This is a genomic window from Paenibacillus whitsoniae, assembly GCF_003955665.1.
Classification (GTDB): Bacteria; Bacillota; Bacilli; order Paenibacillales; family NBRC-103111; genus Paenibacillus_E; species Paenibacillus_E whitsoniae.
The window spans coordinates 73,324-87,001 of the sequence record NZ_RXHU01000018.1 but is presented as its reverse complement, the minus strand read 5'-3'; the positions used below and the strand labels follow the sequence as shown (position 1 = coordinate 87,001).

The 13,678-nt window shown below is 49.4% G+C and carries 18 protein-coding genes; 17 read left to right on the top strand and 1 reads right to left on the bottom strand.

The genetic code is table 11. From position 1 onward, the window contains the following. Nucleotides 1-137: 137 nt before the first annotated feature. The 11 genes from EJQ19_RS07195 (at nucleotide 138) to EJQ19_RS07145 (ending at nucleotide 8,308) form a co-directional block, all read left to right on the top strand. Nucleotides 138-719: an RNA polymerase sigma factor gene (locus tag EJQ19_RS07195; RefSeq protein WP_126140526.1), complete on the top strand. Its 582-nt coding sequence runs from the start codon at nucleotides 138-140 to the stop codon at nucleotides 717-719. 5 nt (nucleotides 720-724) lie between these two features. Continuing rightward, nucleotides 725-1,354, top strand: a complete 630-nt coding sequence (locus EJQ19_RS07190) for an anti-sigma factor family protein (RefSeq protein WP_126140525.1) — start codon at nucleotides 725-727, stop codon at nucleotides 1,352-1,354. A 57-nt stretch (nucleotides 1,355-1,411) separates the two neighbouring features. Next, the gene (locus EJQ19_RS07185; RefSeq protein WP_126140524.1) at nucleotides 1,412-1,987 is read left to right on the top strand and encodes a histidine phosphatase family protein; all 576 of its coding nucleotides are present in this window, start codon (nucleotides 1,412-1,414) and stop codon (nucleotides 1,985-1,987) included. A gap of 133 nt (nucleotides 1,988-2,120) precedes the next feature. Next, the gene (locus tag EJQ19_RS07180; protein WP_126140593.1) at nucleotides 2,121-3,236 is read left to right on the top strand and encodes a hypothetical protein; all 1,116 of its coding nucleotides are present in this window, start codon (nucleotides 2,121-2,123) and stop codon (nucleotides 3,234-3,236) included. A 193-nt stretch (nucleotides 3,237-3,429) separates the two neighbouring features. After that, on the top strand, nucleotides 3,430-3,618 hold the full coding sequence (locus EJQ19_RS07175) for an IDEAL domain-containing protein (RefSeq protein ID WP_126140523.1): 189 nt from the start codon (nucleotides 3,430-3,432) through the stop codon (nucleotides 3,616-3,618). 174 nt (nucleotides 3,619-3,792) lie between these two features. After that, complete coding sequence (locus EJQ19_RS07170) at nucleotides 3,793-4,224, top strand: DUF2487 family protein (RefSeq protein WP_126140522.1); 432 nt, start codon at nucleotides 3,793-3,795, stop codon at nucleotides 4,222-4,224. A 282-nt stretch (nucleotides 4,225-4,506) separates the two neighbouring features. Beyond that, entirely contained in the window at nucleotides 4,507-5,052 is a 546-nt protein-coding gene (locus EJQ19_RS07165; RefSeq protein WP_126140521.1) for a QcrA and Rieske domain-containing protein, read from the top strand. A gap of 17 nt (nucleotides 5,053-5,069) precedes the next feature. After that, complete coding sequence (gene qcrB, locus EJQ19_RS07160) at nucleotides 5,070-5,741, top strand: menaquinol-cytochrome c reductase cytochrome b subunit (protein WP_126140520.1); 672 nt, start codon at nucleotides 5,070-5,072, stop codon at nucleotides 5,739-5,741. Nucleotides 5,742-5,761: 20 nt separating this feature from the next. Next, nucleotides 5,762-6,646, top strand: coding sequence for a c-type cytochrome (locus EJQ19_RS07155; RefSeq protein WP_126140519.1), 885 nt, complete (start codon nucleotides 5,762-5,764; stop codon nucleotides 6,644-6,646). A 60-nt stretch (nucleotides 6,647-6,706) separates the two neighbouring features. Continuing rightward, the gene (locus EJQ19_RS07150; protein WP_126140518.1) at nucleotides 6,707-7,375 is read left to right on the top strand and encodes a DUF1405 domain-containing protein; all 669 of its coding nucleotides are present in this window, start codon (nucleotides 6,707-6,709) and stop codon (nucleotides 7,373-7,375) included. Nucleotides 7,376-7,426: 51 nt separating this feature from the next. Then, complete coding sequence (locus EJQ19_RS07145; RefSeq protein ID WP_126140517.1) at nucleotides 7,427-8,308, top strand: sporulation protein YpjB; 882 nt, start codon at nucleotides 7,427-7,429, stop codon at nucleotides 8,306-8,308. A gap of 66 nt (nucleotides 8,309-8,374) precedes the next feature. On the opposite strand, the gene EJQ19_RS07140 is transcribed toward EJQ19_RS07145, so the two are convergent. Beyond that, nucleotides 8,375-9,250, bottom strand: coding sequence for a YitT family protein (locus EJQ19_RS07140; RefSeq protein ID WP_126140516.1), 876 nt, complete (start codon nucleotides 9,248-9,250; stop codon nucleotides 8,375-8,377). 155 nt (nucleotides 9,251-9,405) lie between these two features. On the opposite strand from EJQ19_RS07140, the gene EJQ19_RS07135 reads away from it, so the two are divergent. The 6 genes from EJQ19_RS07135 to bshA all read left to right on the top strand — a co-directional run bounded on the left by EJQ19_RS07135 (nucleotide 9,406) and on the right by bshA (nucleotide 13,661). Further along, on the top strand, nucleotides 9,406-9,741 hold the full coding sequence (locus EJQ19_RS07135; RefSeq protein WP_126140515.1) for a nucleotide pyrophosphohydrolase: 336 nt from the start codon (nucleotides 9,406-9,408) through the stop codon (nucleotides 9,739-9,741). Nucleotides 9,742-9,807: 66 nt separating this feature from the next. Beyond that, on the top strand, nucleotides 9,808-10,314 hold the full coding sequence (locus EJQ19_RS07130) for a tetratricopeptide repeat protein (protein ID WP_126140514.1): 507 nt from the start codon (nucleotides 9,808-9,810) through the stop codon (nucleotides 10,312-10,314). A 32-nt stretch (nucleotides 10,315-10,346) separates the two neighbouring features. Next, nucleotides 10,347-11,150, top strand: a complete 804-nt coding sequence (gene dapB / locus EJQ19_RS07125) for a 4-hydroxy-tetrahydrodipicolinate reductase (protein ID WP_126140513.1) — start codon at nucleotides 10,347-10,349, stop codon at nucleotides 11,148-11,150. A gap of 202 nt (nucleotides 11,151-11,352) precedes the next feature. Further along, nucleotides 11,353-11,775, top strand: coding sequence for a methylglyoxal synthase (locus EJQ19_RS07120; protein WP_126140512.1), 423 nt, complete (start codon nucleotides 11,353-11,355; stop codon nucleotides 11,773-11,775). A gap of 1 nt (nucleotide 11,776) precedes the next feature. Further along, the gene (bshB1, locus tag EJQ19_RS07115; RefSeq protein WP_126140511.1) at nucleotides 11,777-12,466 is read left to right on the top strand and encodes a bacillithiol biosynthesis deacetylase BshB1; all 690 of its coding nucleotides are present in this window, start codon (nucleotides 11,777-11,779) and stop codon (nucleotides 12,464-12,466) included. A gap of 22 nt (nucleotides 12,467-12,488) precedes the next feature. Further along, entirely contained in the window at nucleotides 12,489-13,661 is a 1,173-nt protein-coding gene (gene bshA / locus EJQ19_RS07110) for an N-acetyl-alpha-D-glucosaminyl L-malate synthase BshA (RefSeq protein WP_126140510.1), read from the top strand. Nucleotides 13,662-13,678 lie beyond the last annotated feature (17 nt).

Here is a 13,678-nt window from a genome sequence, read left to right as displayed (position 1 = left end):
TACTAAGCCACATCTCTGCTTAAAAATGCATTCATACTTTTTTTACAAATAGATCGCAACTTTTCACTCCAATCTCAGTCTAACCAATATGAGCAGTTGGAGTGGTACCCCGGAACCGCTAGGAGGGTCGCCACGTAATGACCGATTCCCAATTGATCCGCGAAATCAAGGATGGAAATGTTCAGCTGTATAACGAACTTATGCGTCGTTACGAGCGGAAAATCCTTGCCTTTATTTTTCACATGTTAAAAAGTACGGCGATGGAAGGGATCGCAGAAGATCTCTGTAATGAAACTTTCTATAAAGCGTATCGCAGCTTGCATTCGTTCCGTGAGATTGAAGCTTCTTTCTCCACGTGGCTGTATACGATTGCGCGAAATACCGTGCTCAGCGAATTGCGTAAGAACAAGAGTGTTCAGGTATCGCTGGAGCAAAGCGGTCTTACGCCGCACGCATCCTTGGATGCGATGCCAGAGCAAACAATGCTGCGCAATGAGAAGGTCTCAATGGTGCGCGAGGCGATCAACAGTCTGCCGGAGAAACAGCGGTCCGCTTTAATTTTACGGGAATATGATCAAATGGATTATCAGGAAATTGCGAATATACTCGGCCAAACGGTTAGCTCGGTCAAATCGTTGTTGTTCCGGGCAAGGGCTTCCGTGAAATTGCACCTGGACCCTTATATCAGTGAACCGATATTCGAAGAATCGAAGGGATGACTACGATGACATGTAATGAGATTCAGGAGTTATTTGGGGTGTATTGGGACTTGCCGAATGATGACCTGCGTCGGAAAGCTGTTGATGCGCACTTGCTGAAATGTACGGCATGCGCGGAAGAATTTCAAATGTGGGAAGAAAGCATGGTGCTTATTCGCACTGCCGCGGACGAGCAGGAGCTTGCGAGCTATGAGCCTGTGATCTCCGGCAAAGTCATGGATCGTATATATGAAGACGAATCTTGGCGCATTCCCGTGTCCGAGCGACTCTATAACATATCTTATAAATTAAGACGGAATTTAACGGTTGTGATTGCTTTCTGTTTGGCTCTTTTTATTTTCAGTTTCTTATTTGCCATTGTGTATGAAGGCTCTCCGCAGACGACGATGGCGTCGGCTGACAATTCACTCTTTGATTTGCAAGCGCCGCAAGCACTCAAATCGCCAAACACGGAGTCGATGAATGGGCATAAGCTCGGCGACGCGGTTGCCAGCCTGAATCCCAGCTTTATGGAGCCGCTTCGGTTTCATGTAGGGCCAATTCATTCTTATCCGCATTATTTGCTGGTTATTTCACTCTTGGGGCTTACAGCGACGATTATCATTATGAACTGGTTATCACGTACGAAACATTAATGCTCCGGCGCGGGGCATTTTTCATTTATATCGAATGCGAATGGAGTGTTAGACAGGATGACAATGCTTGGGTTTGTGCGGCACGGAAGTACGGAATGGAATCAGCTCGGCAAATTGCAGGGGCAATTGGACACGGATTTGACGGAAGTAGGCCGCGAGGAGGCCAGAAAACTTGGCCGACGCCTTGCCGGGGAACAGTGGGACGGCATCATCTGCAGTGATTTGAAGCGGGCGAGCGAAACCGCGCAAATTATTGCCGTTGAATCCGGCATTGCGCTGCTTCACGAAGATCGCAGGTTGAGAGAGCGCAGCTATGGACAAGCAGAGGGGACGACGGTTGAAGAGCGTGAAGCACGCTGGGGTGTCGATTGGAAGAAGCTGGACATTGGACAGGAAACGGATCAGGAGCTGTGGGCCAGATGGATCGAGCTTGAGCAAGAACTGCTGCAGGCCTATCCTGACGGCAAGCTGCTACTAGTCTCGCACGGCGGATTCATCGTTCAAATTTTACGCGAGCTGAAAATGGAACCTGAGTCATTCCTGAAGAACACTTCGCTTACGATCTTGCTGCGCGGAGAAGCCGGCTGGGAATTGCAGCTTTATAACTGCCTGGCGCATCTCCAAAATGAATAGATTATCTTGAACATGGCCTATGAGAGGCCATGTTTTTTTGGTTTATCCGGAATATTTTTGGGAAATCATCCCATAATGGTTACTAGAAAGAGCGGAGCCTCGCAGCTTCGGAAGGAGGGGATACAGGGTGGAAATGAACTTGGCGGATATGCTCAGTTATGCAGATATTCATGAATTGGGCCGCATTGCCCATACGTACGAATGCGAATGCAACGGCCATTCCAAGCATGAATTGATTCAATCGATTCTGAGCACGGCGCTGCGCAAGGAAATTTTTGAAAAACACATCCAGGGGCTGAGCCTGGAAGACATCCGGTTTCTCAATTCTTTACTCTCCGATCCTCGCAACGCTTTCAGCATGGAAGAGCTGGTCGCTAGAGTTCAGCAGTCCCGATTTCAAAAGGAGGCGTCCGAGACCTGGAACCCGCGCGATATGATCGTGAAATTCAAGCGGTTAGGCTGGTTGTTTAATGGCTACTCCCAACAAACCAAATATTTGTTCCATGTGCCCAAGGATATGAAACGCCGGTTCGCGGATGTGTTAGCGGCGAAATTCAAGGGAGAGCTGCATACGACACAGGAGCCTTCCGTCTATCGGGACGAGCAATTGCTTTTGGTGGAAGACATCTCTCATTTTCTCACGCTTGTTTCTCAGGCGCAGCAAATTCCGCTGACAGCCGAGGGCTTCATGTACAAGCGGCAGCTGCAGCAAATACTAGGCGTTTTGTCCGTACAGGAAGACATGGTTGGCAAAGGAGCTTGGCGCTTTGGTTACGGACGAATGTTCAAAGAGTATCCAAATCGCTTTTCTCTCATTTATGATTATTGCTATTATCGGCAATGGATCAGTGAGCACGATTATCAGCTTCGGATTACGGAGGAAGGACAAGCGCGTTTAATAGAAGGAAAAAAGGAGAGTCCGGTAGACGTCTACCGCTTCTGGCTGCGCTTGTACAAAAATCCGATTCCCAACATTCAAAGCATGGTGGCCTGGATTGAGCGGCTATGCGGCTCTTGGGTGACGGTGGCTTCCTTGGTTGACTTACTAAGTCAATTGGTCAAACCTTACTATTACGACAGCTCCGCTTCGATTGTAGAGCAGCGCTTGCTTCAAATGCTGATGCATCAAGGTTTGGTTCGCATCGGAGAAGATGAGTCGCAGGGCGCCGTCGTGCAAGTTACCAAGCTTGGATCACGAATCATTCAGGGGACAAGCATCTCGGAAGAAGATAAAGTCGTGCTTTTCTGATCGCTTCACCTACATCTGGGTAAAGGCACATTCAAGGGCAATCGGGCTTTTGAAGGAAGCGCCCGCTGTGCAAATGAATATGATGTAATAGGAGCAGCTAATGGGGAGGCATACAGCAACCTATCCAAACACAAATATTTTTGCGAAAAAGAAGCTCCTGACAAACCGCGGACAACATTTGGAGGTAGGTCTCATGGGAAAAATGAATGTATCTAACGATGCGCTGCTGGCACTTTTCGCGGAAATGATTTGGGATCAGGCCATACGCAAACATAGAGAAGAAAATTTGTATAAAGAAATTGACCGTGCGTTAGCGAAGGGAGATCAGCCTTCTTTCCTGGCGCTCACTTCCGAGCTAAGGCTGCTGCAATCGCTTGGCTAGGGAAATGGACGACGCACAATGTCAAATGCGAGACATGTGAATGAGCATTCACGTGTCTTTTTGTTGTACATGCGCCCTTTTCATTGACAGCCACGCAAGTTCGCTTTAAAGTACAAGTTGATCGAGTCCTACATACTCAACTTTGTTTTGGTAAAGAATAGGGAGGGCGACACCTTGAAGTTTCATGAAGTCGATGCCGTACAATGGCCGGAGTTAAAACCGTATTTAGATACTTGTCTGCTTCCTGTGACAGGCTTAGCGGGGAGCGAGGGTCCGCTTGGCGCAACGCAAGCGCTGGAGCGCCTTCAGGATGCGTTGGATATGATAGAAGCTCCTTATAAAGGCCGAGTGGTAACCTATCCGACGCTTCATTACATAACGGGCGTGAACGCGAACGAGCAGGCTGAAGCACTTGCGGAACAAATAAAAGCGAGCGGATTCAAACATGTCATCGTGTTGACGCTGCTTACAGAGGCAGCGGAATGGGAGACCGAGCATATCGATTTGCTGATTGCGCTGGACTGGACACAGTGGGTAAGTGAGGCGGAACTGGTGAGATCAAGCATTTCTCAGCATATTCAGCGCCTCTGGTATCCGGTGGATTAACTTTAACAATCCGTGTATTAATGGAAAAAAAATGCGCAAGATAAGGGGAGTAATGGATGAAAGTGGCTTTCACAAAGTTGTGACAATTTCGTTAAACTTTGTCTGAAAGCGCAAAATTCACAGGTTGAAAAGGAGTTCCGAATTCTTGACGACCTAGTAGTCGTAGGCTATTATTAGTAATGTCCTAGTAATATGTAGTGTAATGTCGAACGACACGTGATAGAGGTAACTGATGTCCGAGAGGGTTCGGGCTTCAGCCAATGTAGGAGGGTAGACCTGAGAATGAGTGATCATAACAATCACAAAGAAGAACAGCATGGGAAGAAACCCGGGACCAAACGCGAAATGTCTCGTCGACAATTTCTTTCTTACACCCTAGGCGGCGCTGGCGGATTCATGGCTGCTGGTATCATCGTGCCGATGGTACGGTTTGCGATTGATCCAGTCCTTCAGAAGTCGAAGGCAGCGGATTGGGTGAAGGTTGTCGAAGAAAGCAAGATCACAAATGCACCGCAAGCCTTTACATTCCAAGTTCATCAAGTGGATGGCTGGTATGAAAGCGATGCTGAATTGGTAGCGTGGATCTCCAAGGGCAGTGACGGTAAGATCTTCGCACTAAATCCAACATGTAAGCACCTTGGATGTACGGTCAACTGGAACGATAACCCTGCTTACAAAGACCAGTATTTCTGCCCATGTCACGGAGCGCACTATACGCAAGATGGCAAGAACCTTGCCGTAGCTCCAAAGCCGTTGGACGAATATACGACAAAGGTAGAGAACGGTTTCGTTTATGTTGGACAACTGCATGCTAACACAAGAGTATAAGGGGGCGTCACAGTCAGATGTTTAAAAATGTATACAACTGGATTGACGAACGTCTTGATATTACGCCTATGTGGAGGGATGTAGCAGATCACGAGGTGCCTGAGCACGTTAACCCTGCTCACCATTTCTCCGCTTTCGTGTACTGCTTTGGCGGACTGACGTTTTTCATCACAGTGATCCAAATTCTTTCAGGTATGTTTTTGACGATGTATTACACACCTGATATTATCAACGCTTACGCAAGTGTTGACTACTTACAACATAAAGTCGCTTTCGGTGTTATCGTGCGCGGTATGCACCACTGGGGAGCGAGTTTGGTTATCGTAATGATGTTCTTACATACTCTGCGCGTGTTCTTTACAGGTTCTTACAAAGCTCCTCGTGAAATGAACTGGGTTGTGGGAATGCTCATTTTCTTCGTTATGTTAGGTCTTGGCTTTACGGGATACCTGCTGCCTTGGGATAACAAAGCATATTTTGCTACCCAAGTAGGGATGAAGATTGCTGCATCCGTACCTTTCATTGGTCCGTATATCGAGACATTGCTGCAAGGGGGAAGCATCGTAGGTGCGCAAACGCTGACTCGTTTCTTCGCGATCCACGTATTCTTCTTACCTGGCGTACTGCTCGCTTTGCTTGCCGGACACTTCTTTATGATTCGCAAACAAGGTATTTCCGGACCGCTATAATTTAGGGAGGGGCGAATAGCGTGGCGCATGGTCATAAGTCTGATGAAAAAATCGTTTACGTTGGGGACTCCCGCGTAAGAAAAAAAACGCAAGAGGAACGCCTTAAGCCTACGGATTACTCCGCTTATCCGGGAAAATCCGAAGCCTTCATTCCAAACTTTTTGCTGAAAGAATGGATGGTTGGGGTTGTCGTTCTTGTTGGTATTCTTGTTCTGGTTATGTCTGATCCGGCTCCGCTCGGTTATCCGGCTGATCCGAAAAATACGGCATTCATTCCAATGCCGGACTGGTACTTCTTGTTCATGTATCAATTGCTGAAGTATCCGTATACTTCAGGCGATTACGTTGTACTCGGGGTTGTAGGCGTACCTGGTCTGCTTTTCGGAAGCTTGCTGTTGGCACCGTTCCTGGACACAGGCAAAGAGCGTCGCTTCTATAGAAGACCGATTGCTTCCTCGTTAATGATCTTGTCTCTGATTACTTGTTCTTACCTGACTTATGTGTCCTGGGCGCATTACCAAGTGGAACTGAAAGAGAAAAACATCATTCCTGAGCACATCAAACGTGAAGAAGAGCTGCATGCCGGCAAAACAACGGCAGGCGGCGGTGCCAAGGAAACGAAGAAAGCGGCTGCTATCGTCGCTGCTGACGACCCGGGCGCTGAGATCTACAAAAAAGCAACATGTCTTGCTTGCCATGGCGCGCAATTGAAAGGTATGCCGGCTTCCGGCGTTCCAGCCTTGCTCGGTGTTGGTGATACACATACGAAAGACGACATTATGGGTATTATCAAAAACGGTAAAGGCAACATGCCGTCCATGTATAAGCCGAACATCGATAAAGGTCTGACAGACGCGGACATCGATAAACTGGCGAACTGGTTAGCAATGCAAAAAACTCAATAAAAACATGAAACCTGATCGCGAAAGTGATCAGGTTTTTTTTGAAACAGAAGGAGGCGCGGCATGTCCCTATCGGTCCTGTGGAGCAAACAATTTCTGCTTAGTAAGAAAATGCTATGGCTTTTATTTATTTGCAACGGGCTCGGCACGATTTATGGGTATGAATGGTATTGGGGCCAAATGGTGGATACGATCGCAGATGATCCGATCTGGTACGTCTATTTTGTGCCGGATAGCCCGACGGCCAGCTTGTTTTTTACCATTGCCGTAGGCTATTTGCTTTTGGATGCGTATTCAAAACGGCCGGAATCCAAAATCGCGCGGGCGGTCAGGGCATTCGTTGAAGCGTTTGCGCTGATTACTTCTTTTAAATACGGCATTTGGGCGGTTACGATGATCTGGTGGGGAGCGCTGCAAGGCGTGCCGGTGGAATGGGACGGTTGGATGCTGACGATGTCGCATTTGGCGATGGCGGTAGAAGCGCTGCTCTTTGTCCGTTGGTTCTCTTTCCGGCTTCCGGCGATTGTGTTGGTCGCCATCTGGACGTTCAGCAACGATTTTATGGATTACGAGCGGGGCGTTTTCCCAAGACTTCCGCAAGAACTGCATCCGTATTTGGGAACGATACAATTTTTTACAGTATGCCTCAGTATCATAGGTATTTGGATAGCAGCCACTTGCGTTTTTCTTAGGCGGAAGAAAGAAGTGGAACGCGTAAAAGTTACTTCGTAGTGGTCTAATTGTGGACGAACCTCCATATGATGTGGAAGGAGGGGATGTCCGATGAATTGGAGTCAGAAGAGAAGAGGGGCGGGCCTGCTGCTCTGTCTCGCGTTTATCCTAAGTGTATTCACCGCGTGCGGAGCGGCCGTGTCAACGAATGGACAAGCTGCGAAGCCGGTGGATCCTGTTCAACAAGAACGCATCACATATTTGGACGGGCTGGCTGGTGTCATGTACAATTTGACAATGGATGGACAAGTTGTCGAGGCGCGAGAAAAACTGCTGCAAATTGCCCAAATGATTCCGACGATTCGTTTCGAAGGAATCACCACAGTGGCGGGGATGAACGCTCTGACGGAAACCGTGACGGGGGCAGAACTTGTTTATAATAACATAAAGTATTCGCCGGAAGCAGGGCAGGTGGCGGCAGCCAAAATCCGTTTGGCCATCGATGCGCTTTCTCATAAAAACCAGCCGATGTGGCTGCAATATTATAAGGTGCTGCAAAACGATGTAAGCCAGCTAAGCATGTCAGTCAAGGCGAATAAGCAGGGTGAGGCGCAGCAGGCGCTTGGCAAGCTTGCCCAGCATGTGGATATCGTACATCCTTCCCTTGTGATTAGCCGTGACGAGGCAGCGGTTACGAAGCTTGATTCGTTGCTTGCTTTTATCCAAACCAATGTAATGGCAACGCCAATGAAAACGAATGAATTGACATTAGGACTCGAGCAGTTGAATCGCGTGCTTGATGAGCTGTTTATGAAGCATAAGGACGCCATCGCCATCGTGCCGTTATTGGATCCGAAGCAGCCGATTCTATGGACGTTGGGCATGGGACTAATTATCGTGAGCGTGCTGTCCTATGTGGGCTGGCGCATGTATCAGACTGGCCGAAACATCGTTTCGGTTAAGTCAAAAGCAGCGAGCGAGAGTGAAAAATAAATGCGAAGATTAGAAAGTCCCCGGACGGGCCAAAGCACTGGCTCACGGGGACTTTTTGCTGTTTGATCACGAAGGCGTTTTAAAGCCCTCGCCGATCACATCGTGCACTTCACCGATAATAATGAAGGCGCTCGCGTCAATGGCATGGATGAGCTCGCGAAGGCGTCTTGTCTCATGCCGGTAGACGACGCAGTAGACGACCTCCTTGGTGTTGCCTGAATAAGCGCCGCGGGCGGGGAACAGCGTAACGCCGCGATCCAACTCTTTGGTGATCGAGGCAGCGAGCTCCTGGGCTTTTTCGCTAATGATGGTGAACGCTTTGGCTGCATAAGCCCCCTCCGAGATGTAATCAATAAGCCGTGAGGTGACGAAAACGGCGACGAGCGAATACAGCACTTTCTCCTGGGGCAAATAGATGAGCGAGGAACCGATGACGACGACGTCGATAATGAGAATCACTTGGCCTACACTCCAGCCACGTCGTTTATGCCCAATGCGGGCGACGATGTCGGAGCCGCCGGTCGTTCCCCCGTAGCGAAACACGAGGCCAAGTCCTGTCCCGAGTGTAATACCGGCGTAGAGCGTGGCGAGAAAGTAGTCCTGTGTTGTACGAAAAGGGACAATCCACCCAAACTTGATGCATTGCTCCATCAGCCAAAGGAAGAAAGAGAGCGAGACGACACCGAAAATCGTGTAGGCCATCGGGCCTTTGCCGAAATTACGCCACCCGAGATAAAACAACGGGATGTTCAAGGCGAGCGTCGAGATCGAGGGCGGCACGTTCAGGACATATTTTAATAAAAGCGAAATCCCCGTAATCCCGCCTTCCATCAGCTCGTTTGAGATGACGAAGTAATGCAGGCCAAATGCGTAAATTGCGGTACCGATCCCAATGCCAAGACCGTTCAGAAGCTGGCCGCCAAGCTTGTCTTTGATGAACATACTGCGCCTCCGTAAGCATGAACAGGCAACCTGTCCAAAAAAATTTGTCAACGATTCTCGTTTAGTTTAACATAGGGATGATAACCTTGTACGGTGCGATCAAAATATGGGTCAATGATTTGGGAATCGCACCAAAGATGAAAGAAGGAATGCGAATGTCGGAACGCACGTTAAAAGACCTCCAACAAGAGGTTGATACTTATATTTCCCAGTTCAAGGAAGGATATTTCAGTCCGCTGGCAATGCTGGCCAGAATGTCCGAAGAAGTGGGCGAACTCGCCCGCGAAGTCAATCATACATACGGCGAAAAGCCGAAGAAGAGCTCGGAAGCGGATAATTCGATCGAGCTTGAGCTTGGGGATATTTTGTTTATTACGATCTGTTTTGCGAACTCGTTGGGGATCGATTTGACGGAAGCCCACGAAAAAGTCATGCATAAATTCAACACGCGCGACGCGGGCCGTTGGACTAAAATTAACACCGAAACGTAGTCATCTTCATAAGCTATACCATCCCCGGCAACGGGTAAACCCGCTTTGGCAAAGGAGGATGGGAAGGTGAACGGAGAGAATCAAATTCAAAAAGCATATGAATCGATACTCGGCCACGATTTTGAAAAAGCCATTGAGTGGTTTGAAAAAGCGATTGCTCAGGACCCTTCCAATGCGGATTACCACTACAAGCTGTCGATCACGTATGCGCGCGGCAACAAGCTGGCGAAAGCTGTAGAGCACGCATCCATAGCCGTACAACTGGCGGGAGACAATGAAACATATGCTTATCATCTGCAGATGCTGCATGCCAGAGAGCTTGTAGAGGAAGCGCGCAAGCACCTGAATCCGGAAGCTGCGCATAGCGAGCGGGCGATTTTTTTGCTCAAGGAAGCAATTACGCTTGATCCGCTGGCGATTGGGGCGTATCTTATTTTAGGAGAAGCTTTTGCGCTGCGTGGCGATTATACGAGAGCTTATCAAGCTGCGATGGATGCTGTTCGGCTTGAGCCGCATCACGAGCTTGCGAATCAGCAGGCGGCGCTCTACAAGGGCAAGCTGACATCGAAATAACGACGAACTAATCTAAAGGAGATATAGGTGACATGGAGCATAAAATACGAGTTGCAGTAATCGGAGCCAGCGGCCGCATGGGCCGGGAAGTGGTGAAAACCGTACTGAAAGAATCCGACATGGAGCTCGTTGCGGGGATGGATCGCTCCTCCGGACCTATCGATTTGGGAACAATGGTAGGTCTGGAGCCTTGCGGGGTGACCATGCGCAACGATATTCAGCAAGCTTTGACGGAAGCGAGACCGGACGTCGTCGTCGATTTCACAGGTCCGCATACAGCGGTATCTCACACGAAGCTGGCGATTGAGCTGGGCATTCGTCCTGTCATGGGGACGACTGGTTTTACGCCGGAAGGGATCGCAGAGCTGGACAAGCTGTGCCAGGAGCGTCAAATCGGCGGGGTGATTGCTCCGAACTTTTCGATAGGCGCAATTCTGATGATGAAATTTGCGGCGCAGGCTTCGAAATATTTTCCGCACCTGGAGATTATTGAATATCATGGCGACCAGAAGCTGGATGCGCCGTCTGGCACGTCCGTGAAAACGGCGGAGCTGATTTCGGAAGTGCGCGGTGAACTGCGTCAAGGCAATCCGAAAGAAGAGGAAACGATCGAAGGCGCACGCGGCGGCTATTATAACGGATTTAGAATACATAGCGTGCGGCTGCCCGGGATTTTTGCTCAGCAGGAAGTCGTGATGGCTGAGAAAGGACAAGCCCTTAAGATTCGCCACGATTCTTACGATCGCGAAGCGTATATGCCGGGCGTTGCCCTTGCGATTCGAAAAGTTATGACTTATTCCGGAATGATTTACGGATTTGAGCATTTTATAGATTAATAAAATGAGAGTTCAAAAAGTTGGATTGTCAGCACCGAGAAGGTTGCGTGAAGCTGCAGAAGGAGGAGCGGAGTGTAGGCAAACCTACATGAGCACAGGACTTCGAAGGTGAACGCAAGATTCGATTTCGAATAGTTTTCCTGGTTCGCTTCGTGATCAAAAGACAACTTTTTGAACTACCGCTAAAGGGAGTGGAGCTTCGATGTTAAAGATCGCGTTAATTGCCCATGATCGCAAGAAAGATGAAATGGTGAATTTCGTTACAGCGTATGAGCACGTATTTGCTGGGCATAAATTGTATGGAACAGGTACGACGGGACAGCGGATTATGGATAACACGGATCTGGACGTGCACCGCTTCATGTCGGGCCCGCTGGGCGGCGATCAGCAGATCGGGGCGCTTGTGGCGCAAAACGAGATGGACCTGATCATCTTCCTTCGCGATCCGCTTATGGCGCAGCCGCACGAGCCGGACATTATTGCGCTGCTTCGCTTATGCGATGTGCAGGGGATCCCGTGCGCGACGAATATTGCAACGGCGGAAATTCTCGTGAAAGCGTTGGATCGCGGCGATTTTGCCTGGAGAGAACTCGTACATAAGTATAAACCGGGGATCGATGAATAAGATGAGTGATCACGTAGATATTCTGATCTTTGGCGCGCATGCGGACGATGCGGAAATCGGGATGGGAGCGACGATTAAAAAGCATACCCAGAGGGGCGTTAAAGTTGCGCTGTGCGATTTGACGTATGCCGAGATGTCGTCGAACGGGACGGTGGAATTAAGGCAGGAGGAGGCGGCGAAAGCGGCCGAAATTCTGGGTGTAACGGCACGTACGAACCTCGGCCTGCCGGATCGCGGATTGTTTGTGACGCCTGAAGCAATCGAGCGAATTACGCAGGAAATTCGCAAGTTCCGCCCTCGACTCGTATTCGCCCCTTATTGGCAGGACCGGCACCCGGACCATATCGCCTGCTCGCATTTAGTACAAGAAGCGGTATTTAATGCGAAGCTGCGTAAATATTTGCCGGAGTCGGAGCCTGTAGGCGTTCAGCAGTTATATTTTTATTTTATCAATGATGTGTATGAAGCAGATGTGATGATCGATGTAGCGGATGTCTATGAGGCGAAATTGGCTTCGCTGCATGCGTACCAATCACAATTTATGACCACTGCCGATACAGTCGCGACACCGCTGAATCAAGGCTACGTGGAGCGTGTAGAGGCAAGGGATCGGCTGATGGGCCAGAAGCGAATGCTGACCTATGCGGAAGGCTTCGTTTCCAAGCTGCCCGTGGTGATTGAACAATTTTGAGTGAAAAAAAGAGGTGCGACAAATGACCGATAAATTAAAAATTGGCATTACCTGCTACCCGACGCTCGGAGGATCAGGAGTTGTCGCGACGGAGTTAGGAAAGCTGCTGGCCGAGAAGGGCCATGAAGTTCATTTTATTACGCATAGCATGCCGTTTCGTTTGGGCAAATTTCATAAAAATATTTTTTATCATGAAGTCGAAGTCAGTCAGTATTATGTGTTCCGTTACCCGCCGTACGACTTGTCGCTCGCGAGCAAGCTGGCGCAAGTGGCAAAAATGGAGGAGCTCGATCTGCTGCACGTGCATTATGCGATTCCGCATGCGGTGTGTGCGCTTTTGGCGAAGCAGATGGTCGGCAGCAAGTTGAAAGTCGTCACGACGCTCCACGGAACGGATATTACGGTTCTTGGCCAAGATCAATCGATCTCCGATCTGATTCGTTATGCGATTAATGAAAGTGATGCGGTGACGGCGGTATCCAAGGATCTCATTAAAGAGACGCGGGAACTGCTCGCGATTGACCGCGACATTGATTTGGCTTACAACTTTGTCGATAAACGGGTGTATTACCCGCGGGACATTTCCAAGCTGAGAGGCGAGTTCGCCAGACCGGATGAGAAAATTCTCATCCATATCTCGAACTTCCGCCCGGTGAAGCGGGTGCAGGATGTCGTCGATATTTTCGCCAAGGTCGTCAAGGAAATTCCGTCCCGTCTGATGTTTGTCGGGGAGGGTCCGGATCTGTCCAAAATGATCGCGAAGGTCAAAGAGATGGGGCTTAGCGATAAGGTGCTCTTCTGTGGGAAGCAGGACGATGTGGCGCAGGTTATTTCACTGGCGGACGTCATGCTGCTGCCGTCCGAGAAAGAAAGCTTCGGACTCGTCGCGCTTGAAGCTATGGCTTGCGGTGTGCCGACGATCGGCTCGAATGCCGGCGGGATTCCGGAGCTGATCACTCACGGGGAGACGGGCTACTTGGCAGAGGTAGGCGATACGGATACGATGGCGGAATATGCTATTCAACTGCTTCGCAATCAATCGCTGTATGAGCGTGTGGCGCAAAATTGCTTGAACCGTGCGCGATTCACATTCTGCAACGATATTACGACCCAGCAGTATGAAGAAATTTATTATCGCGTCTTGGGCAGAACGCTTCCTGAATCGCACCGGATTTCGGCTTCGACTTGTCAATAAGCGTTCGGCCGGTTAGG

Excerpts from the sequence above, each read along its gene's own strand:
- EJQ19_RS07195 (WP_126140526.1), top strand. The coding sequence starts at position 138 with ATGACCGATTCCCAATTGATCCGCGAAATCAAGGATGGAAATGTTCAG.
- EJQ19_RS07190 (WP_126140525.1), top strand. The coding sequence starts at position 725 with ATGACATGTAATGAGATTCAGGAGTTATTTGGGGTGTATTGGGACTTG.
- EJQ19_RS07185 (WP_126140524.1), top strand. The coding sequence starts at position 1,412 with ATGACAATGCTTGGGTTTGTGCGGCACGGAAGTACGGAATGGAATCAG.
- EJQ19_RS07180 (WP_126140593.1), top strand. The coding sequence starts at position 2,121 with ATGAACTTGGCGGATATGCTCAGTTATGCAGATATTCATGAATTGGGC.
- EJQ19_RS07175 (WP_126140523.1), top strand. The coding sequence starts at position 3,430 with ATGGGAAAAATGAATGTATCTAACGATGCGCTGCTGGCACTTTTCGCG.
- EJQ19_RS07165 (WP_126140521.1), top strand. The coding sequence starts at position 4,507 with ATGAGTGATCATAACAATCACAAAGAAGAACAGCATGGGAAGAAACCC.
- qcrB (WP_126140520.1), top strand. The coding sequence starts at position 5,070 with ATGTTTAAAAATGTATACAACTGGATTGACGAACGTCTTGATATTACG.
- EJQ19_RS07150 (WP_126140518.1), top strand. The coding sequence starts at position 6,707 with ATGTCCCTATCGGTCCTGTGGAGCAAACAATTTCTGCTTAGTAAGAAA.
- EJQ19_RS07145 (WP_126140517.1), top strand. The coding sequence starts at position 7,427 with ATGAATTGGAGTCAGAAGAGAAGAGGGGCGGGCCTGCTGCTCTGTCTC.
- EJQ19_RS07140 (WP_126140516.1), bottom strand. The coding sequence starts at position 9,250 with ATGTTCATCAAAGACAAGCTTGGCGGCCAGCTTCTGAACGGTCTTGGC.
- EJQ19_RS07135 (WP_126140515.1), top strand. The coding sequence starts at position 9,406 with ATGTCGGAACGCACGTTAAAAGACCTCCAACAAGAGGTTGATACTTAT.
- dapB (WP_126140513.1), top strand. The coding sequence starts at position 10,347 with ATGGAGCATAAAATACGAGTTGCAGTAATCGGAGCCAGCGGCCGCATG.
- EJQ19_RS07120 (WP_126140512.1), top strand. The coding sequence starts at position 11,353 with ATGTTAAAGATCGCGTTAATTGCCCATGATCGCAAGAAAGATGAAATG.
- bshB1 (WP_126140511.1), top strand. The coding sequence starts at position 11,777 with ATGAGTGATCACGTAGATATTCTGATCTTTGGCGCGCATGCGGACGAT.
- bshA (WP_126140510.1), top strand. The coding sequence starts at position 12,489 with ATGACCGATAAATTAAAAATTGGCATTACCTGCTACCCGACGCTCGGA.